Consider the following 23,901-nt stretch of genomic DNA (forward strand, 5'->3'; position numbering starts at 1 on the left):
ATGGCTAAGGTGATTATTTGTGCAGATGACTATGCCCAGTCGGCCGCGATTGATGCCGCTATCCTGACGCTGATTGAGCGCGGGATATTAACCGCCACCTCTTGCATGACGCTGAGTCCACGCTGGCCAGAGAGTGCGCGGCAGCTCACCCCGCAATTGCGCATCAAGGCAGACCTTGGCCTGCATCTCGATTTCACCCAGTTTTCGCGTAGCATGCGAGTCTCTCATCCCGTGCTGGTGGTACGTAGCTTAACTGGCTTGCTCAGCACACAAACCGTGATGGCCAATATCAAGCAACAGCTGGATGCGTTTGAAGATGCGTTACATACGCCGCCAGATTATATTGATGGCCATTTACACGTCCATCAGCTGCCCATCATCCGTGAGGCACTGCTCACCATTTTGCAACATCGATACAGCCACTTGGCCCCGGCTAAGCGGCCATGGTTGCGCATATCCAGTCCCCCGGTTGGCAGTGGTCTCAAGGCGCGTATCATCCATTGGCTGGGGGCAGAAAAGCTGAAGCAACTGGCTGCGGCGGCCGGGTTCCGTGTGTCACCCATATTATTGGGCGTATATGATTTCCAGGGGGATGCCGCAGCCTATCAGGCGCGTTGGTTACACTGGGCCAGACAACTCAAGCAACTGGACATCCCTGAAAAAGACCTGCCCCCCGTCCTGATGTGCCATCCGGCACGCCCGACACAAGTCATCGACCCGCATGACCCAATCGCCATCGCCAGGATGATTGAATGGCAAGTCATGCAGTCGGCCGACTTTTCTGCCTGGCTGACCATGGCGGATATACAAGCTGTTAAAGGCGCATCGTGAAAGGGTCGCATTGAGTTTTGTTCAGGCCTGGGCAAGTCATGCCCCCATGTGGCAACGCGCCACAGTGGCACTATTGATAGGCGCGCTTAGCGTATTTGGTTTTGCGCCCTATGGTTTGTTCTGGCTGCCCTGGCTCACCTTGGCGGTGCTGCTTTACTTATGGCAACAGGCGGCCACACCTGCACAGGTCTTTAAACTGGGCCTGGCCTTCGGTCTCGGCCTGTATGGATTTGGCATCTATTGGATTTACATCAGTCTGCATATCTTTGGCGGCATGCCCTGGTGGTTTGCCGGGTTTGCCACCTTGTGCCTGTGTGCATTTATGGCGCTGTTTCCGGCACTTGCCGGTTACCTGGCCAAGCGATTGCGGTATTTGTTGTGGGCCGCACCGCTGTTGTGGGCGTTGTCAGACTGGGTGCGTAGCTGGATTTTCACCGGCTTCCCCTGGTTAACGCTAGGCTATACGCAGGCACCAGACAGCCCATTGGCAGGGTTCTTACCCGTGCTGGGTGTCTATGGCGTCTCTGCGCTGGTGATGCTGTTTGCGGCCTGTTTGGTCGCAGTGGCTAGCTCTGGTCAGCGTTTGCGCGTCGCAGTTGTCCTGTTGATTTTGCTCATCAGTGGCAGTGCGCTTACCCAGGTGCCGTGGACCAAGCCTGTCGGCAAGTCAGTCAGTGTGGCCTTGTTGCAAGGCAATATCAGCCAAACCATCAAATGGTCGCCCGAGCATGCCGAACAGACATTACGTCAATATTTCGACATGGTGCAGCAAGCCAACGCGCAGTTAATCGTCCTGCCGGAAACCGCGTTACCCGTATTGCTTGAACAGCTTGCCCCTGTGTACCTCGATGCACTGAAACAACACGCACAAAAACAGCAAGGCGATTTGCTGGTCGGTGTCGTAGAAAGTAAGCAGGGTGAATACTTTAATAGCGCTATCAGTCTCGGCGCGTCACCCAACCAATCCTATTCCAAAAGCCACCTGGTGCCTTTCGGCGAATTTATTCCACTCAAAAGCGTGTTCGGCTGGATTTACCGCGACTGGCTGCATATGCCGCTGAGTGATTTATCGCGCGGTACCTCTAAAAAACCACTGCTCATCGCCGGGCAAAAAGTCGGCGTCAACATCTGTTACGAAGACGTATTTGGCGAAGAAATTGCACAACAACTGCCGCAAGCAGAGTTGCTGGTGAATATCAGCAACGATGCCTGGTATGGCCAATCGTTTGCGGCGGATCAGCATATGCAGTTTAGCCAGGTGCGTGCGATAGAAACCGGACGCATGGTGTTGCGTAGCACCAATACCGGGGCGACGGCCATTATTGATAAAAACGGGCAGGTAATTCAACATGCGCCACATGATGAGGCGGTGGTCTTGACCGGGAATGCGCAGAGTTATCGTGGGCAGACGCCTTATGTGTGGTGGGGGAACTGGGCGTTTCTGGTGTTGAGTGTTGGTGGGTTGTTTTGGATTTGGCTGAGAAGGTAATTCTTTAGGTTTGTGGTTGTAAGTTATTGTAGGGTGGGCATCGATGCCCACGCGGTTGTGGTTGTTTGTTAGGTTGCCTTTCGCCTTTTCGGCGACCATTCTTTCTTATGCTTGTCCATAAGAAAGAAGGCAAAGAACAAGACACCCCAGCTTCCGCTTGATTCCTGCGTTGCTCGTCAAAATAAGCGGTCACGAAACTCATCCTGGTAGCTCACACAAAACGTGAGCTACTGCGGGATTCGAACAGTCGCTCCCTTCTTCCTTATTTTGCCTGCGCTACTCGGCGCGTCAGATGGGGACCCCGAACACCATGCGACTGCAACCGCTAGCTAATTCAATAAAACAGAATATGGTTTTTTAACCGTCCAAATTTCCACGCTGCTACTTAAATGAGATAAATCCCATTCATCACGCTGAGTAGCGGAAACAAAATAAGAGTAGAGGGAGCGACTGTGTGAGCTCCGCAACAAGCCACGAAGTGTGTGGCTTGTCAGGGCGAGTTTCGTGACCGGCTTATTTTGTTGAGCAACGCAAGGGAGCCGAAGGCCGTGATGGCTGGGTGTCGTCCTCTTTGGTTACTTTCTGGGGGACAAGCACCAGAAAGTGACTCGCCAACAGGCGAAAAAGGTATTTGTTTAGCGCACCATTCTAAAGCTCCAAAGAATTACTTTCTCATTTAATCCACTCTCTCTTTACCAAAAAAATGCTGATATAAAATCGGCAATACAAACAGTGTCAAGAACGTTGCCGTAATCAACCCACCAATCACCACAATCGCCAATGGCCGTTGAATCTCCGCCCCTGGTCCCGTAGCAAACAGCAACGGAATCAACCCAAACGCGGTGATGCTAGCCGTCATCAGCACGGGCCGCAGGCGTCGTTTGGCGCCTTCATAAGCAATCTTGCTCGCCGCCATGCCTTGTGCTGCCAACTGCTGAAAATGACTCACCATCACCACGCCATTGAGCACGGCGATGCCTAGCAAGGCAATAAAACCAACCGAGGCGGGTACAGATAAATATTCCCCTGACAGCCACAGTGCAAAGACGCCGCCTATCATGGCAAACGGAATATTAGCCAGTATCAGCAGCGCTTTAGGCAGCGAGCCAAAAGTCATAAATAGCAGCAGGGCGATGAGGGCAATGGCGATCGGGATGACGATGCTCAGGCGTGCCGCGGCGCGTTGCTGATTTTCAAACTGACCGCCCCATTTGAGCCAGTAGCCTTCGGGTAGTTTGACTTGTTGCTCGACTTTTTGCTTGGCTTCTTCGACAAAACTCACCAGGTCACGGCCTTTGACGTTGGCGGTGACGACGACCATGCGGTTGCCACGTTCGCGGTCTATTTTGACCGGGCCTTCTTCTCGCACAACATGGGCGACGCTGGAAAGCGGCACGGTGCCGCCTTGCGGGAGCGCCAGCATGAGTTGGCTGAAGTCGGAGGCGGATTCGCGTACGACCTGACTGCCGCGAAGCAAGATGGGCGTGCGGCGGGTCCCTTCGAGCACGATGCCTAACAATTTGCCTTCAAGCTGGCTTTGTAGCAAGGCATTGATGTCGGCCACACTGAGGCCCAGCCTGCCGGCGGCGACACGGTCTATGCGGATTTGCAGGTATTGCACGCCACTGTTTTGCGGGGTGTAAACATCCTGATTACCGGGCACCGATTCCAGCACCTTGATAATCTCATGCGCCTTCTGGTTAAGTACGTTGAGGTCGGTGCCAAAGATTTTCAGCGCCAGGTCACCCCGCACACCGAGGATCATTTCATTGACGCGCATTTCGATCGGTTGCGTAAAGTTGTAATCCAAGCCAGGCACGCTTTGCATGACGTGCCGCAGTTTTTCGATCAGCGCGGCTTTGTCCGGCACCAGCCATTGCGCGCGCGGCTTGAGCACCAGAAAATTATCTGTCTGGTTGACGCCCATCGGGTCCAGCCCCAGTTCATCCGAACCTGCTCGCGAATACACACCCTTAATCTCAGGCACTTGTTGCAACAGGGTTTGCTGTAAATGGCTATCGGTGGCCACGCTTTGCGCCAGTGCGATGGATGGCAGTTTTTCGGTACCGATAATGACATCGCCTTCATCCATGGTTGGCATAAAGGTTTTGCCGATGAGTGGATAGACGACCACTGTGAGCGCCAGCAGAGTGGCGGCCACCAGTAACACCGGGCGTTTGTGTTGCATGGTGGCGCTCAGGCTGCGGGCGTACCAGCGATTGAGGTGGCGGATTAACCATGGGTCTTCAGCGGCATGGTCCTGGATCAGGAACGATGCCAGCACTGGGATGATAGTCAGCGACAGCAGCAATGAGGAACCGAGTGCAAACATGATGCTGAGCGCCACTGGGGCAAACAGTTTGCCTTCCAGCCCTTGCAGCGTGAGCAAGGGTAAAAACACTGTAATAATAATCACGATACCGGCACTGACCGGCACGCTGACTTCACGCATGGCGGCGAGGATAATGCTGAGTTTGCTTTGCTCAGGCGTTTTTTGCGCATGCGCCAGATGGTCGACGATGTTTTCTACCACCACCACGGCAGAGTCGACCAGCATGCCGATGGCAATTGCCAGCCCGCCTAATGACATCAGGTTAGCTGACATGCCGTAGCGCTGCATCAGCCAGAACGTTGCCAGCATGGACAGTGGCAGCGCGCAGGCGACGGTGAGCGCGGCACGCAGGTTGCCCAGAAACAATACCAGTAACACCAGCACCAGCACGACCGCTTCCATCAGCGCTTTGTTGACGGTGTGCACGGCCTGTTCTACCAGGTTGCCGCGGTCGTAAAAGACTTCTATCTTCACACCCTTGGGCAATGCGGGCGCCATTTCGGCCAGTTTGGCGCGTACGCCTTCCACCACTTGCCGCGCGTTGGCGCCACGCAGGCCCAACACCAGACCTTCGACGGCTTCACCTTTGCCATTGCGGCTAACGGCGCCATAACGCGTCAAGGCGCCGATGCGCACCTCAGCCACATCGCCTATGCGTACCGGGCTACCTTGATGGCCTTTGAGGACAGTGTTGCGTACATCATCCAGTGTTTTGAAGGCGCCTTCGGCACGCACCAGCAAGGACTCTTCACCGTCTTGCAGGCGACCTGCGCCATCGTTGTGGTTGTTGTCGCTGATCGCTAGCTGCAATTCACTGAGGGCAATGCCACGCGCCTGCAATTTCGCATTGTCGGGCACGATCTCAAAACTGCGCACTAAGCCGCCCAGCGCGTTGACGTCAGCGACACCAGGCACCGTGCGCAAACGCGGGCGAATCACCCAGTCGAGCAGGGAGCGTTTTTCCTGCAGGCTTAGCGTGTCTGACTCAATGGTGAACATAAACATCTCGCCCAGCGGCGTGGTCATCGGCGCGATGCCGCCGGAGACTTGGCTGGGTAGGTTAGGCCAGGCATTGTTGAGCCGCTCGGTGACCTGCTGGCGCGCCCAGTAAATATCGGTGCCGTCTTCAAAGTCGATGGTGATGTCGGTCAGTGCGTATTTGGCTACTGCGCGCAAACTGGTCTGCTTGGGGATGCCCAGCATCTCGACTTCAATCGGCGCGGTTATCCTTGCCTCGACTTCTTCCGGCGTCATGCCGGGCGATTTGATGATGATTTTGACCTGGGTCGAGGACACGTCCGGGAACGCATCAATCGGGATGGTTTGATACGCGGTCCAGCCAGCGAAGAGCAAGCCGATGGCAAAGACGCAGATGAGCAACCTTTGCTTGAGCGAGGTTTCTATGAGCCAATTGAGCATGGTCTACTCCCCACCCAGGCCAAGCCAGTGGCCTTTCAGCGCGGCCACGCCTTGCACGGCGATGGTCTCGTTGCCACGCAAATCGGCTTGTACGGTTAACTGCTGGTCTTGCTCCAGCATGACTTTCACCGGCGTCACCGCCACGCCCTTGGCCTGCTGCACAAAGATCACCGCCTGCTCGCCTTGTCTGGCCACCGCGCTTCTGGGCAAGGCAAAACTGCCTGGTGCGGTTTGTTCCACCAGTGCCACATCGACCACTTGCCCTACCGAGAGCTGTTCTGCCCCCTGACTGATGGTGGCCCGCACTTGTGTGGTCTGGTTGTTTTTATTCAACTGCCGTAATACGGTTTCGACCTTGGCCGTCAAGTTGTGCTTAGGCAAGCGCACTAAGGTACCGGGGCGCAGTTGCTGGGCTTGCGCAATCGGCACTTGTATCATCAGCCATAATGGACTTGGATTGCTGATGGTATAGATCGGCATCGCCATGTCTACGCGTGCGCCTACCTGCTGTTGCTGCTCCATAATCTGCCCGCTGATCGGCGCGATAATCGCCATGCCATTTTGCATGCTGCGCTTTTGCGCCAGTTGCTGGATTTGGCCGTCACTCATGCCCGCCAGTTTCAAGGTCTGTTTGCGCTCGTGCATGAGTGCCTGGCTGGTTTCATAAGCGCTTTGTGTTTCCTGCATGCGGCGCTGAGCAATAATGCCATCTTTAAACAATTCCTGATCGCGTTTGAGCGCCTGTTCGTGCAGCCTGGCCTGGGTGTCGCTCTGCAAATAATTGCTTTGCAAGGCCACTAAATCCGGGCTGCTGAGTTGGCCGATGACTTGGCCTTGTTTGACGCTATCCCCCACGCTGACGCTGAGTCGCGTAATCAAGCCGCCTTGTGGTGCCGTGACGACGCGGGTTTGTGTCGGCGGTAACACCACTTCTGCCGGATAACTGGCGGATAGCCCTTCTTGCTGGGCTTGCAAATGACCCCATTGCACCTGCATTTGTTTGAGCTGTGCGGGTGAGAGCGGTAACAGGGTCGCTGCCAAGGTGTGCAACGACAGGCAAATTGCGCTGATTAAAAACAGAATTCTTTTCATGGCAGGACTCCTACGGCCTGGTTGTATTTGGCAATGTTCCATTGCACTTGTAGCTGCTGGCTGCTCAAGCTGCGTTCCGCTTCAAAGGCCAGTAATTGCAGGCGTAATAATTGGTTGAGATCGAGTTCGCCCAAGCGATAGGCTTTACGCGCCAGGCTGGCGTTTTCAGTGGCGATGGCTTGTTGTTGCTGGATGAGCGTGAGTTCCTGGCGGCTGACGTGCAGGTTATGCTCGGCTTCGTGCAGGTTGTTTTCCAGTTGGCGGCGCAATGTTTCCAGCTGGGTACGCGCATCGCCGATGTTCTGCTCGGCATTAGCCAATAGGGGCGCGCGTTGCACTTCGCTTTGTAGCGGAATATTGATCGCCACGCCCATGCTGGAGTTGTAGGCATAATCAAAGCCGCCCTGGATGGTGCGCGTGCTCAGGGTAAGCTGCGGGTTTTGCCGCTGCTCTATCATGGTCAGGTCGCGCTGGCCTTCTGCCAGCTTGACCTTGGCTTGCGCGGCCTGCCAGTAAGGCGAGTCGGCATAGTCCTCACGGGTCGATAGTGATTCTTCCAGTTTTGCCGGAATTTCGTTGAGCCCGGTGAGTTGCTGGTAGCGGAATTGTGCATGCATGAGCTCGGCATGGGCGGTCACGCGCAGGCGCTCGGCTTGCAGGGTTTCCTGGTCTACCTGCATCACCTCCAGCTTAGCCACTTCGCCCGCCTTAAAGCGTTTTTGTACATCTTCGCTCAGGCTGCGCATGGTGTTGCGACGGGCGTCAGCCAGGCCGACGTCGTTGCGGCGCATGGCAATATCCCAGACCGCATTGCGGAGCAGGTCTGCGGCCAGTTGCTGCAAACCCGCACGGTCTTGTGACAGGCTGTCGTCGGCCAGGCTGGCCACCTGGCTGCGTGCCTGGCGCTGGCCGGGTAACCAGATCGGGATTTGTACTTGCGCTTGCCATTCACGCTCGTCGCGGTTGCTCATCAAGGCATCGTTTTGATGCGAGAAGCCGACTGACGGCGCTTGCGGCAACCAGCTATTGGCCATGGTGCGGCGTGCCTGCACCATTTGCTGGTGCGCGGCTAACAACGATTGCTGTGGGTGAATCGCAACGACCTGCTGCAAGACCTCATGCAGGCTCAAGCGCGGATTGGCGGCGACCGTGTCTTCGTGGTCGCTGGCCAGATTGGCCATGCCTTCGGCCATGGCAGGCGTGACATGGCTTATCATCAGCCAGATGCCGCATGCGATTAACCGGGAGTGAAGCACTCCCCGAGATAAATGAAACATAGATTCTCCTGAACAAAACAGGCAAACGGATGGCAACTGCCAACCGATGCGTTAGGTGTTTGTTCAGGCGTGAGGAGGGCCGCGAGGGTGATGGCGTGTGAGCGGGGACGGATGAAGTGCACTGTCGTGTTGCTGTCGTTCAAATTGGCGACGTGGCAGCGCTAGCACTAAGGACAATAACAGGAGGGTAGGTATCAGTGCGGGCAGCCAAAGGTTCGCAAACGCATCAATCAATGACAATAAGGTATTGCTTTCACTGATGGCTTGCCCCAGGCCGATAATTTGACCATGCGATTTATCCGAGTGCATATGCCAGTGAAATGGGTGTTTGGAAGCTTCAGCCTGATCATGCAGCGCAGGAATATCCACCATATGCATGTGCGGGCCGTCGTCAGCCGCCGTATCGCCTGCCGCATGGGCATGCATGAGCGGCGCGATGGTTTGCAGCAAGGCAAACCATAACGTCAGCAACAATACCCATGTGCGATAAGATTTCATGTGCTCAATCTACCAAATTTTATGTGATGCCACAATCGCAAAAAACCGTAAAAAAACCATCTAACTCTTATAACGGGCCAGCAATGCGATTTCTTAACCTAGTCTGAATCAGGTAAAATATTCGTTTTACAATCAAACGGATCAGGCGCGATGGTGCTGACCTTTCAACAAATCATTTTAAAGCTGCAGGAATACTGGGACAAACAAGGCTGCACTTTGTTGCAACCTTACGATATGGAAGTCGGCGCGGGCACCAGCCACACCGCGACTTTTTTACGCGCACTGGGCCCTGAGCCCTGGAAAGCTGCTTATGTGCAGCCTAGCCGCCGCCCCAAAGACGGCCGCTATGGTGAAAACCCTAACCGTTTGCAACATTACTACCAATACCAGGTAGTGCTGAAACCGGCTCCGGCCAATATCCTCGAGCTCTACCTGGGCTCACTCGAAGCACTGGGCTTTAATCTACAAGAGAACGACATCCGCTTTGTGGAAGATGACTGGGAAAACCCGACGCTGGGCGCCTGGGGGCTGGGCTGGGAAGTCTGGCTCAATGGCATGGAAGTGACGCAGTTCACTTACTTCCAGCAAGTCGGCGGCATTAACTGCAAGCCGATTACTGGTGAAATCACCTACGGCCTGGAGCGTTTGGCCATGTACCTGCAAGGCGTGGAAAACGTCTATGACCTCGAATATTCACCCGGCGTGAAATACGGCGATGTGTTCCACCAGAATGAAGTGGAGCAATCGACTTATAACTTTGAGCATTCCGATGCTGACTTCCTGTTTACGGCGTTTAACGCCTATGAAAAACAGGCCAAGCACTTAATGGACGTAAAGCTAGCCTTGCCTGCTTACGAGCAAGTGCTGAAAGCCGCACATACGTTTAACCTGCTCGATGCGCGCGGTGCGATTTCTGTCACCGAGCGTGCGGCCTACATTGGCCGTATCCGTAACCTGGCGCGCGCCGTGGCGGCCAGCTACCTAGATAGCCGCGCCCGCCTGGGCTTCCCGATGGCCCCAAAAGCATGGGCTGATGAAGTCATCGCCAAACTGGATAGCGAACAAGCCGAACAAAACAAGAAAGCCGCCGCATGAGTACCCGCAACCTGTTAGTTGAATTATTTGTAGAAGAACTGCCGCCCAAAGTATTAAAAAAACTGGGTGAGTCTTTCAGTGGCGTGCTGGCTGACAGCCTGAAAGCTTCAGGCTTATTGGTGGAAGGCAGCGCGGTGACTACATTTGCCTCCCCGCGCCGTCTGGCTGCGCATATCACGCAGGTGTCTGCCAAAGCCGCTGATAAACAAGTCGCGCAAAAATTGATGCCAGCGACGGTGGGCCTGGATGCCAACGGCAACGCTACCCCAGCATTATTGAAAAAATTGCAGGCCTTGGGCGAGGGCGAAAGTGCCGTTGCCAAGCTGCGCAAAGAAAACGATGGCAAAGCGGATGTGTTGTTCCTGGATGCGACGCAAGCTGGCGCGACTTTACAGGAAGGGCTGCAAAAAGCACTGGATGAGACGCTGGCCAAGCTGCCTATCCCCAAAGTGATGACTTACCAGATTAATGATGGCTGGCAGAGTGTGAACTTTGTGCGTCCTGCGCATGGCTTGGTGGCATTGCATGGTGATGTCGTTGTGCCTGTGTCTGTGTTGGGATTGTCTGCGGGTAATACGACCCAGGGGCACCGCTTTGAGGCCAAGCAGCCAGTGGTTACGCTCACTTCTTCGGATACTTACGCGCAGCAATTGACCGATGAAGGTGCGGTGATTGCCGGGTTTGATGCGCGCCGTGCCGAGATCGTGAAGCAATTGCAGGCCGCCGCCGAGAAGCAAGGCTTGAAGCCGATTGAGGATGATGCCTTGCTGGATGAGGTGACTGCGCTGGTGGAGCGCCCTAACGTCTTGCTGGGCCAGTTTGAACAAGAGTTTCTGGCTGTGCCGCAAGAGTGTCTGATCTTGACCATGAAGGCCAACCAGAAATACTTCCCGTTACTGGATGCAAGCGGCAAGCTAACCAACAAATTTTTAATCGTCTCCAACATTAATCCGGCTGATGCCAGCAAGGTGATTGGCGGCAACGAGCGCGTGGTGCGCCCACGTCTGGCTGATGCCAAGTTCTTCTTTGACCAGGACCGCAAAAAGACGCTGGAAAGCCGTTTGCCTGGCCTGGGTAAAGTGGTCTACCACAACAAGCTGGGTTCGCAAGGTGAGCGCAATGAGCGTGTGGTGATGATTGCATCTGCCATTGCCCAGCAGATTGGGGGTGACGGTTTTGTCGCCAAAGTGGCGCAAGCCGCGCGTTTGTCCAAAATTGACTTGCTGACCGATATGGTCGGCGAATTTCCTGAGCTACAAGGCATCATGGGCCGTTACTACGCCCAGCACGAAGGCTTGGCGGATGATGTGGCTTACGCGATTGAAGACCATTACCGTCCACGTTTTGCCGGGGATGAATTGCCCCGTAGCCAGGTCGGTGTGGTGGTGGCGTTGGCCGATAAGCTGGAAACGCTGGTTGGCCTCTTCAGTATTGGTGAGAAACCAACCGGCGATAAAGATCCGTTTGCCTTGCGTCGCCAGGCACTGGGGATTTTGCGCATGCTGATGGAAACCGATTTGCCATTAGCTTTTGATCAGCTGATCGCACAAACCCTGAGTGTCTTTAATGGTAGCCAAGAGGTGGCCGAAGCGATCAAAGCCTTCTGTTTTGACCGCTTGGCCGTGAACCTGCGTGACCAGGGCGCGAGTGCGCAAGAGGTGGATGCGGTATTGTCATTGTCACCGAATCAGTTAGCCGAAGTGCCACGCCGTTTAAGTGCCGTGCAAGCGTTTGCCAACCTGGCCGAAGCGCCTGCGCTGGCGGCTGCCAACAAACGTGTGTCTAATATCCTGAAAAAGGTGGAAGGCGAAGTGAAAGCCGAAGTGAAGGCAGAACTGCTGCAAGAGGCTGCTGAAAAAGCCTTGCATCAGGCACTGGCGGAAACCAAGCCTAAAGCTGACCAGCTGTTTGAAACCGGTGATTACACCGCTTCATTGCAGGCGCTGGCGATCCTCAAGGCGCCGGTGGATACCTTCTTTGATGCCGTGATGGTGAATGCGGATGACCCAGCACTCAAGGCCAACCGCCTGGGGTTGCTGGCGACTTTGCATCAAGCCATGAACCGCGTCGCAGATTTGTCCAAGTTGGCCAGTTAATCCCGTTGCCGTCAGGAGTTTATGCATGAAATTAGTCATTCTTGACCGTGACGGCGTGATTAACCGCGACAGCGCGACCTTTATCAAAAATCCCAACGAGTGGATTCCGATTCCTGGCAGTCTGGAAGCGATTGCGCTACTCAACCAGCATGGTTACCGCGTGGCCGTGGCGACCAACCAATCTGGCATCGCACGTGGCTATTTTGATATGGCCACGTTGAATGCCATTCACGACAAAATGCACAAATCGCTGGCGCAAGTCGGTGGCCGCATTGATGCGGTGTTTTACTGTCCGCATGCGGCGGATGACCATTGTGACTGCCGCAAGCCCAATACCGGCATGCTGGAGGAGATCAGTCGCCGTTTTAATGTCGAGCTGGCCAGGGTGCCCGGGGTAGGTGATGCTTTGCGTGACTTGCAGGCGTTTGCCAAAGCCGGTTGCCAGCCCTACCTGGTGCGCACAGGTAAGGGTGAAGAAACCTACAACTTGTCTGACGTCCCCGAAAATACCATTGTCGTTGCCGATCTGGCTGCGGCGGTGAAAGACATTATTGCAGGTGACAGATAATGCAAAAAAGCGTGTTGTATGTGCGTGCATTGCTGTTTTATGCCGGGTTGGTAGCACTGACGATTCCTTTTTCCTTGCTGGCGATTGTGCTGAGGCCACTCCCGGCAGTGACGCGTTCGCGTTGGGTCAGTGGTTGGGCGTATGGCGTGTTGTGGTGGCTCAAAGTCACGTGCAATTTACGTTATGAGGTGACCGGGCGCGAGCATATTCCTGCCAGCGCGCATATTATCCTGTCCAAACACCAGTCTGCCTGGGAGACCATAGGCTTGCAGTGCATTTTTCCGCCGCAAATCTGGGTGATGAAAAAAGAATTACTGATGATTCCTTTCCTGGGCTGGGCATTTTGGGCGCTGGATGCGATCCCGATTGACCGCAGTGCTGGTCGCGAGGCGTTGAAAAAGCTGGTCAACAATGGCAAAGACCGCTTGCAGCAAGGCTTGAGTGTGGTGATTTTCCCGGAAGGTACCCGCACGGCGCCTGGTCAGCGTGGCAAGTATCATATTGGAGGGGCTTGGCTGGCCTCACACACCGCCACCACCGTCGTGCCGGTGGCGCATAATGCCGGGCGCTTCTGGCGCAAAAACTCCATCCTTAAATATCCAGGGGTCATCCAGGTGGTCATTGGCCCACCCATTGATACCACAGGCCTCAAGCCAGATGCGGTCAATAAACAGGTTGAAGACTGGGTTGAAGCCGAGATGTTAAACCTGTGATTGAGCAGCGCTTGCAATTGCCTAATGGGCAAAGCATCCAATACCTGCTCGACCTGCGTGCCCGCAGAACCATAGGCCTGAAAATCACGACGAATGGCCTGGTGGTGCACGCGCCCAAACGCATTTCTGCCACGCAACTACAGCAAGTCTTATTAGAAAAGTCCGGCTGGATACAGCAAAAACTCGCCTTGCGAGAAGCCAATCAGGTCGCGCCCATGCAATGGCAGGATGGTGAGCCGCTGTTGTTTATGGGGCAGGATATTGTGTTGACCTTGCAGCATCATGCCACCAATAAAGCGGTAACCCTGCAAGGTAACCAGTTGCTGGTCAGGTCGCCGCAGATCGACCAGACAGCCTTGGTTGCACGCAAAGTGCTGCAATGGTACGCGCAGCAAGCGCTGCCTGATTTCACTCGCCGGGTGGAGCTCATTGCCGCGCAAATGGGTGAAAAAGTCAGTGCCGTGGGTCTTTCCAATGCCAAGTCACGCTGGGGCAGTTGTAACAGCCGCAAACAGATTCGCCTCAACTGGCGCTTGATTCAGGCGCCGCCACATGTCATTCAATATGTGGTCTGCCATGAAATGGCGCACTTGAAAGAAATGAATCATTCGGCCAGGTTTTATGCCGTGCAGGAAAGTTTGTTTCCCAACCACGTCCAGGCCGAAAAAGAGTTAAAGGCGTTGTCGTCGATCTTACATCGTATGGCTTAACGGTTTTTTTTGATCTCTGCGACCAGCTGATCCAGTACGATACTCCAACCTTCCTGAAATCCCATGGCCTCGTGCCGTTGTTTAGACGCCGCATCGGCATGCAAGGCGTACGCTGTATATAAGGTCCCGCGCGCTGTCGGCGTTAATACCATGCTGGCCGTCATCAGTAGTTCGGCACACTCGTGTCCTGGCGATTGCTCGGGCGTTTTTACCGGCCTGAAATCCGTTTGCAGGGCATTGGTCCAACTCAGCTTTTGGTCGGGGATGATTTCCAGGTAGCAGCCGTTGTTAGGGAAGTTCTGCCCCTCCGGCGACTGCATCGTGGTGCGGAAAGCGCCGCCTGGCCGCAGGTCAATGTCACAGGCTACGGTTTTCCACGGGCGTGGACAGAACCAGGTTTTGAGGTGTTCAGGCGTTGTCCATGCCTGCCAGATCTCCGCAGGTGAGACATCCACTTCTCTTTCCAGAACTAGGTCTAGTGCTGGATTCAGTGTTATCGACATTGCATCTCTCCTTGTGCGTAAAGAAGCGTCATCATCGGTCTATCAAGCGCAGATCTTGTATCAGGTTTAAAGTTTGGCCGGCGCTATGTTTCCCGGTCTGTTTGCTACCCAGATTCCGGAAAAAATGGTCAGCATGCCCATGAGTTGATAGCCGTGAAAAGGTTCTTTTAACAACAGGCTGGAAAGCAGCGAGCCAAAAATCGGCATAGCGTGAATAAACACGCTGGCGCGTACCGAGCCCACCAGGGTCACTGCCTTTGCATAGGCGAGGAAGGCAATCACTGAGGGAAAGATGCCGATATAGAGCAGTGCCCATAAGGTCTTTGTGTGTTCAATATGTACCTGGGTCGTGTGGCTTTCCCAAACGTAGAGCGGTAGCAGCAATGCTAAAGCGATGAGCACCTGGCATAACATCAACCCGGTACGGTCTATCGTGGCCGGAATCTGTTTCAGCCATAAGGTGAACAGTGCCCAGCAAATCATGGCTAAAAAGATAATGATGTCGCCGGGGGCAAAGGCAAGTGTGAGTAGCACCTGCCAATCGCCATGAGACACGACGGTGAAGACACCGGCGAGCGATACCAATAGCCCGAGCAATTGATTGGACGGCAACTGCTGGCGGTAAAATAAAAAGCCAAAAATCGCCACTAAAAAAGGGATAAACGAATTCAGAATAATGCCATTGGTGGCGCTGGTGGTGTGTAAGCCCCAGTACACCAGCAAGTTAAATGCGGTGACGCCGGTGATCGCCGTGCCCAGCACATGCCAGCGATAAGTCAGGTAATGGGCGCGGTCTCGCAAAAAGGGTTTAAGCGCAAATGGCAGCAGGCAGAGCGTGGCTAGCCCCCAGCGGATCAGCGATAACGCGACGGGCGGCACATCGCTACTCACGGCACGTCCGGCGATAAAGTTACCGGCCCAGAACAGGGGCGGCAGCAGCAATAATATTAATATGCGCCAGTTTAGCGTGGTGCTTGAGGTGTTTGCCATGCCTATGGATGAATGATGGGTCAGCCCAGATTGTAGTAGGCAATTCGGCTAGCCGCCAAGCATGTTTTCTACAATAAAAAAGGGGCTGATCGCCCCTTTTTTGCAACTGGATATACTCAGGCCGCGCCTAATTGTACGGGGGTTAACTGAATCAGTTTTTTCACCAGGCTGGGATGCTGTTCTGCGTGCGCTTCTTTCAGGCAGGCTTTCGCGCAGCTGGCACATTTGCCGCATTCCGCTCCAACGCCTAACTGTTCTTTCAAATGTTTCACGGTTTTTGCACCATTTCTCACCGCTTGGTGAACTTGACGCTCAGTGACTGCATTACACACGCAAACGTACATATTGCCTCTCATAAGATTACTAATGATAATTATTATCATTTATTGAGAGTTTGTCAAGGTGAAAATGGTTCCTGACAGCCAAGAAAAAAGCCGCTTTCGCGGCTTAATTCAACGGCTTAGTATGAATGCCGAGTTTATTCGGATTCAATCTGCGATTGCAGGTAGTTAGGCAAGGTCACGTCTGTGATCAGGCGTTGCTGGGTTTCCAGCCAGTCTACGGCTTCTTCGCAGGCTTCCAGTAGCTCAGTCAGCAAATCGCGGGTGACGTAGTCTTGCAGTTTTTCTGCTTCGGCAATCGCTTCTACCAATTGTGGATGTTGTACTTCTTTTTCAAAGCTGAGGTCGCCTTGCAGGCATTCCACCACGTCTTCGCCAATCAGCAATTTGCCCAGGTTTTGCAAATTAGGAAGGCCATCCAGAAACAGAATGCGCTCAATCACCTCATCCGCTTCTTTCATCACGCGGATAGATTGCTTGTACTGGTAATCGTTGAGTTTTTCCAGGCCCCATTTTTTAAACATGCGGGCATGTAAAAAATACTGGTTAATCGAGGTCAGCTGGTTTTTAAGCACCTTGTTCAAGGTGATGATGATTTGTTTGTCGCCTTTCATGGCTGCTCCTTATCCTGCCGCCGGGCTGTTGTTCATTTGGCTTTGGCAATAGTTTTCCATGCCGACCAGTTTGATCAGGCTGAGTTGTTTTTCCAGCCAGTAGGCATGGTCCATTTCGGTGTCATCCAGTTGCACCAGCAACATTTCACGGCTGACAAAGTCCTGCGCTTGTTCACAGGCTTCAATGGCTTTTTTCAGGTGTTTGACCACGGTATATTCGAGTGCCAGATCAGATTCCAGCATGGACTTCACATCTTTGCCAATATTGAGTGGGTCGCGCTTGGCTACATTCGGTTTGCCTTCAAGGAACAAGATGCGCTGAATCAGTGCGCGGGCATGTTCACGTTCATGCAAAGATTCGTGCAGAATGCGCTCCGAGATCACACCCAGACCCATGTCCGCATACATTTCACCGTGAATGAGGTATTGGTCGGTAGCGGACAACTCGCCCGCCAGCAGGTCATTCAAAATGTCTATGATTTTTTTATCGCCTTTCATTTCCGGCTCCTGTTTGCATTTTTGATGCAGCCATCATACAGCAAAATAGAAATGATGCAATTAAAAATATAAATGTAAGTGTTTGATTTTAAATGGTATTTTAAATAAAAATATAAATGAAAATCGTTCTTGATGCGCGCTTTAAAGCAGCGATGATGTGATGTCGGCGTTACAGCAAAAGCTGCAAATCATGCGCGATATTTTCCGGTTTTTCGCCGTAGCCTAGATAAATGCGCGGCGCCCCGGTTTTATCAAACACATATAAACCGGCGCTATGGTCCATGGTGTAGCCCGACTTGCCTGGTTCGCTGACCTTGGCCGCGTACACCTTGTACTCGCTGAGATTGGCTGCGACTTCGGCTTCGGTGCCGCGCAAGCCAATAAAGCGCGCGTCAAAGCCTGGCACAAATTGCGCCAGCACTTCCTGCGTATCGCGTTCAGGGTCTACCGTCACAAACAATACTTGCACGTCATTGGCTTTGTCGCCCAGCAGTTTCATGGTTTGCTTGAGGTCACTCATGGTGGTCGGGCAGACATCCGGGCAATGCGTGTAGCCAAAAAATAGCACCACGACCTTACCTTTAAAGTCATTCATGTTACGCAATTTGCCCGTGTGGTCAGTCAGTGACAGCGGTTTGCCAAACTGGGTGCCAGTTAAATCAGTGCCGATAAAACTGGCAGAACTGCCTTGCTGACAACTCGCCAATAGCCCAGTCATGACCAGGAATGCCAGATAAACCCACATTAAACGCAAACGCATGCAAAAAATCCTTGTAAATCATCACTGAAATGGATTCTAGCATAGGCGAAAAGGCACCAGATTAGTTTACAATACTGGTTTTTGATGATTGACGGATTAAAGGCGAGTTTAAATGGCAATACCGAGTTCGATGGCAGACCGTGACGGCGTTATCTGGTACGACGGCAAAATGGTCAACTGGCGTGACGCCACCACCCATGTATTAACCCATACCCTGCATTACGGCATGGGCGTGTTTGAAGGGGTGCGTGCCTACAAAACCGACAAAGGCACTGCTATTTTCCGCCTCAAAGAGCATACCGACCGCTTGTTCCGCAGCGCGCACATCCTGGGCATGAAAATGCCGTTTGATAAAGAGACTATCTCAGAAGCGCAAAAAGCCGCGGTACGTGAAAACAACCTGGAATCTGCCTACCTGCGCCCGATGGCGTTTTACGGTGCAGAAGCCATGGGTATTTCTGCCAAAACCTTGTCTACGCACGTGATTGTCGGCGCATGGAGCTGGGGCGCTTACATGGGCGAAGAAGCGATTACCAAAGGTATCCGCGTGAAAACGTCTTCATTTGCACGTCACCACGTCAATATCACCATGTGTAAAGCCAAAGCCAACGGCAACTACATGAACAGCATTCTCGCGCACCAGGAAGCCGCACAAGACGGTTACCAGGAAGCCTTGTTGCTGGACGTAGATGGTTTCGTGGCTGAAGGTTCCGGTGAAAACATTTTCATCATCCGTAACGGCAAACTGTATACGCCAGACCTGACCTCTGCACTGGAAGGCATCACCCGCGACACCATCATTCACTTGGCGAAAGAAGAGTTCGGCCTGGAAGTGATTGAAAAACGTATTACGCGTGATGAAGTGTATAGCGCTGATGAGGCGTTCTTCACTGGCACCGCGGCCGAAGTGACGCCTATCCGTGAACTGGATAACCGTGCGATTGGTGCTGGCACGCGTGGCCCGATCACCGAAAAACTGCAAAGCCTGTACTTTGATGTGGTGAAAGGCAGAAATGCCAAGTACGCACATTGGCTGACACTGGTTTAATCGCTAGCGTTTAACTGATTGGTAACTGCCTGTTTGCTGGAGAGTTTGAATGTCTGATGTCAAAGAGTTTGAAGTAGACGGCAAAGACTTGCCTTTGCACTGCCCAACCAAAGAAGTGGCGTTGTGGGCATCGCATCCACGCGTGTTTTTGGATGTCGCAAAAACGGGTGAGGTGTTATGCCCGTACTGCGGGACGAAATATAGATTGAAACCCGGGACGCAGGTGCATCATCATTAAGTAGAAAACCCACGCAATGCGTGGGTTTTTTGTTAGTGGATTTGAGATGCGTGGGTTTGGATAGCTTGAGAAAGTTATTCTTTCGATTATCTACTTCGTCATTCCGGCATCGGCCGGAATCCAGGCGTGGTGAGATAGCAGTAAAAGGTCATTCTTTGGATTGTTCGTTGTAGGGTGGTCATTTTTGCCCACGCGGTTGAGGATGTTTGTTAGGTTGCTTTTCGCCTTTTGGGCGAGTTACTTTTCTTTGCTTGCCCAAAGAATAAGTAACCAAAAGAAATGCACCCCAGCTTCCGCTTGTTTCCTGCGCTACTCGGCTTGCCGGGCGTCAATCAAAAACTCGTCCTGACAAGCCACACAGAACGTGGCTTGTTGCGGGACTCAAACAGTTGATTGCCGAAATCTCCCGCCAATCCTGCGTTGCTCGGCGCGGCAGATGGGGACCCCGAACACCATGCGACTGCCACCGTAAGCGAACTGAAGAAAAAGAATCTGGTTTTTAGAACGTCCGCATTTATGAAATGTGAGTTTGGCGAGAATAATCCCATTCCATCACGCTGAGTAGCGGAGACAAAATAAGAGTAGAGGGAGCGACTGTCTGAGCTCCGCGGCAGCTTGCGTAGTGTGCAAGCTGCTAGGGCGAGTTTCGTGACCGCTTATTTTGTTGAGTAACGCAAGGAAGCCGAAGGCCGTGATGGCTGGGTGCCCTCTTCTTTGGTTACTTTCTGAGGGGCAAGCATCAGAAAGTGACTCGCCTAAAGGCGAAAGAAAAAGCGACAGAAATCTGCTAAAGCTGCAAAATACCGAAGAGTTTTTTTAATACTCTATCGTCGTATAAAAGGTCTAGCCAGTCAGTCCCCACAATTGCTGCATGACTAGCTCAGTCTCTTTCGACCCACTCGTCAAAAACACATAATCCCCAGCCTCTGTGGCTGCATTCAGCATTTTTTGTTGCTCCAGCACTTGCTGCAAACGCTTCGCCACCGCCGCACCAGTATCGATCAAGGTGACATTCGGCCCTACAATATCCTGAATATATTGCCGCACAAACGGGTAGTGCGTGCAGCCGAGTACGATGGTATCCGCGCCTGCCGCCATCAGCGGTTGGCAGTATTGTTGCAGCAAGGCTTGTGTCTGCGGCGCATCCAGTTGGCCTTGTTCTATGCATTCCACGAGGCCCACGCAGGCTTGGGTGACGACTTGCACGTTTTGGCCGTAATGCTCAAGCAGGGCGGCAAATTGCGCGCTTTGCAAGGTGCCTGTGGTGGCGAGTACGCCGATGATGCCGTTTTTGCTGGCGGCTGCCGCGGGTTTGACTGCGGGTTCCATGCCGATAATCGGCTGTGTGTAGTGTTGGCGCATGCTGCTGATGGCGGCAGCCGTGGCGGTGTTGCAGGCGACGACCAAGGCTTTGGCGCCTTGGGCGATCAGGGTGTCGGCGATGATTTCGCAGCGTTGCTGGATTTCTGTGGCGGTTTTGTTGCCGTAAGGGGCGTGTGCACTGTCAGCAAAGTAGATGAAATGCTCGTGTGGCAGTTGGCGCGTGAGGTGCTTGAGCACGCTGAGGCCGCCGACCCCGGAATCCATCACCCCGATGGGGGCATTGACTGCAATCGCTGAGCACATCGAAATGGCACGGTATGATTTATAATGACCGGATTATATCGGATTTTAGACAGGTGTCAGGCATGGCCAACAGGCTGAGCAAGATTTACACGCGTACTGGTGATAGCGGTACCACCGGGTTGGGCGATGGCTCGCGCGTGGCAAAGTCTGACTTGCGTGTGGAGGCCATGGGCGATGTGGACGAGCTGAATGCGGTGCTCGGCATGTTGCTGGTCGAGGATGTTACGGATGATGTGCGTGACACTGTGCTGGCGATTCAGCATGATTTGTTCGACCTGGGTGGTGAGTTGTGCATGCCAGGACATCATTTTATCCAGGCCGGGCGGGTGACGTTTTTAGAGCTGACGTTGGATGCCTGGAATGAGGACCTTAGCCCGTTAAAAGAATTTATTTTACCGGGCGGCAGCCGCGCAGCCTCCGTCTGTCATTTGGCGCGTACGGTTTGCCGTCGCGCCGAGCGGGTGTTGCATGCCTTGCATACGCAATCGCCGGTGACGCCGGTGTCGTTGCAATACCTGAACCGCTTGTCTGATTTACTGTTTGTCCTCTGTCGCACGCTTAACCGGCAGGCTGGTGTGCCGGATGTATTGTGGAATAACCAACATAAACTGTAGCGCAGCCCAGGCTGGCGCTCGAAATGCAAAAAACGAATGATTAAACAATTACTGCAAAAAGTATTCCGTCGTCGTGCCAACGCGAATACCCACACCCAACTGCCCGCGGCACAAATCATCCCGGTGGGCAAACACAAAATCAACCAGAAGCATATTAGCCAGGCGGCACTCAAGACCTGCGACCAACTGCAAAAGGCCGGTTTTCAGGCCTATATTGTCGGAGGTGCGGTGCGAGATTTGTTGCTTAATCATCCGCCCAAGGACTTCGACGTGGCGACCAATGCCACGCCTGAGCAGGTGCACAAGGTATTCAGACGCTCGCGCATTATTGGCCGCCGCTTTAGGCTGGTGCATGTGTTGTGGGGGCATGAGACGATAGAAGTCTCGACGTTTCGCGGCCATCACCTGAGTGATGGCGATGCTGAGACCAACGACAGTGGCCGCATCATTCGCGACAACGTGTTCGGCAGTATTGAAGAAGACTCGGTACGTCGTGACTTCACTGCCAACGCCTTGTATTACGACCCCAAGCGCCAGGAAGTGCTGGATTTTCATCACGGCGTCGCCGATATCCGCGCCAAAACCTTGCGTATGATTGGCGATCCGGTCACGCGTTACCAGGAAGACCCGGTGCGTATGCTGCGCGCGGTACGTTTGTCTGCCAAGTTGGGCCTGAAGCTGGAGCGCTCTACAGAGGCACCGATACGCAAACTGGCCGACCTGCTCGAAGATGTGCCGCCTAGCCGCCTGTTTGATGAGATGCTCAAGCTGTTCTTGTCCGGCCATGCGATTGAGAGCATCAATGCTTTGCGTGCGCAGCAGTTACATCATGGCTTACTGCCCTTGCTGGACGTCGTGCTCGAGCAGCCGTTGGGTGAGAAATTTGTGATGCTGGCGCTGAAGAATACCGACGAGCGTATTTTGTCCGGCAAGTCTTCCAATCCTAGCTTCCTGTTCGCCACCTTGCTGTGGCATGAGGTGTTGCAAGCCTGGCAAGAAAACCAGAAGCGTGGCGAGCATATCATTCCTGCCTTGCATGAGGCGATGAATGAAGTGATCGATAAGCAGGCCGAAAAAATGGCGATTCATAATCGCTATACGGCGACCATGAAGGAAATCTGGGTGATGCAGCCGCGCTTTGAACAGCGTTCTGGCAAGCGTCCTTATGCCTTACTCACCAACCCGAAATACCGTGCGGGCTATGACTTCCTGCTATTGCGCTGTGCTTCTGGCGAATTGCCGCAAGAGCTGGGCGACTGGTGGACACGTTTTGCCGATGCAGGTACCGATGAGCGTACAGAAATGTTACTGCCAGAAAGCGGGCCGAAAAAACGTCGCCGCAAACCACGCAAGAAAAAGCCTGCGGGCGGGGAGTCTGCTTGATGGCGACTGCCCTGATTGCACTGGGCAGCAATTTGCAGCAACCGGAAACGCAGGTCAGCAACGCCATTGCGGTATTAGCCAGCACGCCGGGCTTAAGCCTGATAAAAGCCTCCAGCCTGTATGCGACGGCGCCAGTGGGATATGACAACCAGCCTGACTTTATCAATGCCGTGGTGCAGGTGGCGACCGAGATACCGGCACCGCAATTGATGCAGTTGTTGCTGGAGATTGAACAGACTTTTGGTCGCGAACGCCCGTTTCCCAATGCGCCCCGCATTCTGGATCTCGACTTGCTGGATTATGACGGCATGCAACTGGATACCGAGCTATTGAAATTGCCACATCCGCGTATGCATGAGCGGGGCTTTGTGATTTTGCCGCTGGCTGAAATTGTGCCTGACTTTATGCTGCCACAGCGAAAGACTGTTGTAGAATGGATAGCAGAACACCCGCACGATGACGTGCGCAAACTGGATTCGAATTGAATTAGCTGAACGAGTGCACCATGTTTACCCGCTTTCCTTATGTCGTCATTGAAGGTCCTATTGGCAGTGGCAAAACCACGCTAGCACGCATGCTGGCAGATAAGTTTTCGGTCGAGTTGTTATCCGAAAAAGCTGAGGCTAATCCGTTTCTGACCCGCTTTTACCAGGATGCACAACGGTATGCCTTGCCTACGCAGTTGTTCTTCCTGTTTCAGCGTTCACGCCAGATTGAAGATATGGCCCAGCGCGATATGTTTGGCCAGCCCACCGTGTCAGATTTCTTTCTCGAGAAAGATCCACTATTTGCGCGCCTGAATCTGGATGAAGAAGAGTATTCTTTGTATCACCAGATCTACCATCACTTGCAACTCAAAGCGCCCAAGCCGGATCTGGTCGTGTATCTGCAAACGCCGGTCGATGCGCTCATGGACCGCATTGAAGAGCGCAATATCAGCTACGAGCAAGACATGCCGCGTGAGTATATTGCGCGCCTGGCTGAGGCTTATAGTGAATTTTTTCACGGCTACGATGCCTCACCGTTGCTGATCGTGAATAACGAAAAGCTCAATATTATTAAAGACCCAGAAGCGTTTAACTTGCTGATTGAGCGTATTGGCCAGATTAAGAGTAGCCGCGAGTACTTTAACCCCAATTTCTAACACGGACGTCGGCTGTTTGATT

At 53.5% G+C, this 23,901-nt stretch carries 24 protein-coding genes; 13 read left to right on the plus strand and 11 right to left on the minus strand.

Annotated features, from left to right (window positions below; genetic code table 11):
- Together INP78_RS06945 and lnt are read left to right on the plus strand one after the other, a co-directional pair.
- On the plus strand, positions 1 to 831 hold the full coding sequence (locus INP78_RS06945) for a ChbG/HpnK family deacetylase (RefSeq protein ID WP_194741454.1): 831 nt from the start codon (positions 1 to 3) through the stop codon (positions 829 to 831).
- Positions 832 to 841: 10 nt separating this feature from the next.
- Complete coding sequence (gene lnt, locus INP78_RS06950; RefSeq protein ID WP_194741455.1) at positions 842 to 2,320, plus strand: apolipoprotein N-acyltransferase; 1,479 nt, start codon at positions 842 to 844, stop codon at positions 2,318 to 2,320.
- Between the two features lie 676 nt (positions 2,321 to 2,996).
- Here the strand turns inward: lnt and INP78_RS06955 are convergent.
- The 4 genes from INP78_RS06955 to INP78_RS06970 form a co-directional block, all read right to left on the minus strand.
- Positions 2,997 to 6,071 (minus strand): efflux RND transporter permease subunit, encoded by a 3,075-nt coding sequence (locus tag INP78_RS06955; RefSeq protein WP_194741456.1) that lies wholly within the window; start codon positions 6,069 to 6,071, stop codon positions 2,997 to 2,999.
- A gap of 3 nt (positions 6,072 to 6,074) precedes the next feature.
- On the minus strand, positions 6,075 to 7,163 hold the full coding sequence (locus tag INP78_RS06960; RefSeq protein ID WP_194741457.1) for an efflux RND transporter periplasmic adaptor subunit: 1,089 nt from the start codon (positions 7,161 to 7,163) through the stop codon (positions 6,075 to 6,077).
- A complete protein-coding gene (locus INP78_RS06965; RefSeq protein WP_194741458.1) occupies positions 7,160 to 8,380 on the minus strand; it encodes a TolC family protein in 1,221 nt (406 codons plus the stop codon). Before INP78_RS06965 ends, INP78_RS06960 begins: the two co-directional genes overlap by 4 nt.
- Positions 8,381 to 8,503: 123 nt before the next feature.
- Positions 8,504 to 8,938 (minus strand): hypothetical protein, encoded by a 435-nt coding sequence (locus INP78_RS06970; RefSeq protein WP_194741459.1) that lies wholly within the window; start codon positions 8,936 to 8,938, stop codon positions 8,504 to 8,506.
- 153 nt (positions 8,939 to 9,091) lie between these two features.
- On the opposite strand from INP78_RS06970, the gene glyQ reads away from it, so the two are divergent.
- Genes glyQ through INP78_RS06995 form a run of 5 tightly spaced genes read left to right on the plus strand, consistent with a single transcriptional unit; the run spans position 9,092 to position 14,120 of the window.
- Positions 9,092 to 10,033: a glycine--tRNA ligase subunit alpha gene (gene glyQ, locus INP78_RS06975; RefSeq protein WP_194741739.1), complete on the plus strand. Its 942-nt coding sequence runs from the start codon at positions 9,092 to 9,094 to the stop codon at positions 10,031 to 10,033.
- The gene (glyS, locus tag INP78_RS06980) at positions 10,030 to 12,129 is read left to right on the plus strand and encodes a glycine--tRNA ligase subunit beta (RefSeq protein WP_194741460.1); all 2,100 of its coding nucleotides are present in this window, start codon (positions 10,030 to 10,032) and stop codon (positions 12,127 to 12,129) included. The genes glyQ and glyS overlap by 4 nt, the downstream gene beginning before the upstream one ends.
- 25 nt (positions 12,130 to 12,154) lie before the next feature.
- A complete protein-coding gene (gene gmhB, locus INP78_RS06985) occupies positions 12,155 to 12,697 on the plus strand; it encodes a D-glycero-beta-D-manno-heptose 1,7-bisphosphate 7-phosphatase (protein WP_194741461.1) in 543 nt (180 codons plus the stop codon).
- Positions 12,697 to 13,410 (plus strand): 1-acyl-sn-glycerol-3-phosphate acyltransferase, encoded by a 714-nt coding sequence (locus INP78_RS06990; protein ID WP_194741462.1) that lies wholly within the window; start codon positions 12,697 to 12,699, stop codon positions 13,408 to 13,410. Before gmhB ends, INP78_RS06990 begins: the two co-directional genes overlap by 1 nt.
- On the plus strand, positions 13,407 to 14,120 hold the full coding sequence (locus INP78_RS06995) for a SprT family zinc-dependent metalloprotease (RefSeq protein ID WP_194741463.1): 714 nt from the start codon (positions 13,407 to 13,409) through the stop codon (positions 14,118 to 14,120). Before INP78_RS06990 ends, INP78_RS06995 begins: the two co-directional genes overlap by 4 nt.
- Here INP78_RS06995 and INP78_RS07000 read toward each other — a convergent pair.
- The 6 genes from INP78_RS07000 to INP78_RS07025 form a co-directional block, all read right to left on the minus strand.
- The gene (locus INP78_RS07000) at positions 14,117 to 14,623 is read right to left on the minus strand and encodes an SRPBCC family protein (RefSeq protein WP_194741464.1); all 507 of its coding nucleotides are present in this window, start codon (positions 14,621 to 14,623) and stop codon (positions 14,117 to 14,119) included. The genes INP78_RS06995 and INP78_RS07000 overlap by 4 nt on opposite strands.
- Positions 14,624 to 14,689: 66 nt before the next feature.
- Complete coding sequence (locus tag INP78_RS07005; protein WP_194741465.1) at positions 14,690 to 15,613, minus strand: DMT family transporter; 924 nt, start codon at positions 15,611 to 15,613, stop codon at positions 14,690 to 14,692.
- A gap of 116 nt (positions 15,614 to 15,729) precedes the next feature.
- Positions 15,730 to 15,996 (minus strand): bacterioferritin-associated ferredoxin, encoded by a 267-nt coding sequence (locus INP78_RS07010; RefSeq protein WP_368667972.1) that lies wholly within the window; start codon positions 15,994 to 15,996, stop codon positions 15,730 to 15,732.
- 95 nt (positions 15,997 to 16,091) lie between these two features.
- A complete protein-coding gene (gene bfr / locus INP78_RS07015; RefSeq protein ID WP_194741467.1) occupies positions 16,092 to 16,568 on the minus strand; it encodes a bacterioferritin in 477 nt (158 codons plus the stop codon).
- A 9-nt stretch (positions 16,569 to 16,577) separates the two neighbouring features.
- A complete protein-coding gene (gene bfr, locus INP78_RS07020) occupies positions 16,578 to 17,066 on the minus strand; it encodes a bacterioferritin (RefSeq protein WP_194741468.1) in 489 nt (162 codons plus the stop codon).
- 169 nt (positions 17,067 to 17,235) lie between these two features.
- Positions 17,236 to 17,826, minus strand: a complete 591-nt coding sequence (locus tag INP78_RS07025; RefSeq protein ID WP_194741469.1) for an SCO family protein — start codon at positions 17,824 to 17,826, stop codon at positions 17,236 to 17,238.
- Between the two features lie 112 nt (positions 17,827 to 17,938).
- Here INP78_RS07025 and INP78_RS07030 point away from each other — a divergent pair, with 112 nt between their 5' ends.
- The gene (locus INP78_RS07030; protein WP_194741470.1) at positions 17,939 to 18,874 is read left to right on the plus strand and encodes a branched-chain amino acid transaminase; all 936 of its coding nucleotides are present in this window, start codon (positions 17,939 to 17,941) and stop codon (positions 18,872 to 18,874) included.
- A gap of 49 nt (positions 18,875 to 18,923) precedes the next feature.
- Positions 18,924 to 19,112, plus strand: coding sequence for a zinc-finger domain-containing protein (locus tag INP78_RS07035; RefSeq protein ID WP_194741471.1), 189 nt, complete (start codon positions 18,924 to 18,926; stop codon positions 19,110 to 19,112).
- An 843-nt stretch (positions 19,113 to 19,955) separates the two neighbouring features.
- Here the strand turns inward: INP78_RS07035 and murI are convergent.
- Positions 19,956 to 20,738, minus strand: coding sequence for a glutamate racemase (gene murI, locus INP78_RS07040; protein ID WP_194741472.1), 783 nt, complete (start codon positions 20,736 to 20,738; stop codon positions 19,956 to 19,958).
- 62 nt (positions 20,739 to 20,800) lie between these two features.
- On the opposite strand from murI, the gene INP78_RS07045 reads away from it, so the two are divergent.
- From INP78_RS07045 to INP78_RS07060, 4 genes are read left to right on the plus strand one after another with little or no spacing between them, the layout of a single operon-like run.
- Positions 20,801 to 21,352: a cob(I)yrinic acid a,c-diamide adenosyltransferase gene (locus INP78_RS07045; protein WP_194741473.1), complete on the plus strand. Its 552-nt coding sequence runs from the start codon at positions 20,801 to 20,803 to the stop codon at positions 21,350 to 21,352.
- Between the two features lie 36 nt (positions 21,353 to 21,388).
- Complete coding sequence (pcnB, locus tag INP78_RS07050; protein WP_194741474.1) at positions 21,389 to 22,735, plus strand: polynucleotide adenylyltransferase PcnB; 1,347 nt, start codon at positions 21,389 to 21,391, stop codon at positions 22,733 to 22,735.
- Positions 22,735 to 23,220 (plus strand): 2-amino-4-hydroxy-6-hydroxymethyldihydropteridine diphosphokinase, encoded by a 486-nt coding sequence (folK, locus tag INP78_RS07055; RefSeq protein ID WP_194741475.1) that lies wholly within the window; start codon positions 22,735 to 22,737, stop codon positions 23,218 to 23,220. The genes pcnB and folK overlap by 1 nt, the downstream gene beginning before the upstream one ends.
- 20 nt (positions 23,221 to 23,240) lie before the next feature.
- A complete protein-coding gene (locus INP78_RS07060) occupies positions 23,241 to 23,879 on the plus strand; it encodes a deoxynucleoside kinase (protein WP_194741476.1) in 639 nt (212 codons plus the stop codon).
- Positions 23,880 to 23,901 lie beyond the last annotated feature (22 nt).

The sequence above is a fragment of the Methylophilus sp. 14 genome (genome assembly GCF_015354345.1).
Classification (GTDB): domain Bacteria; phylum Pseudomonadota; class Gammaproteobacteria; order Burkholderiales; family Methylophilaceae; genus Methylophilus.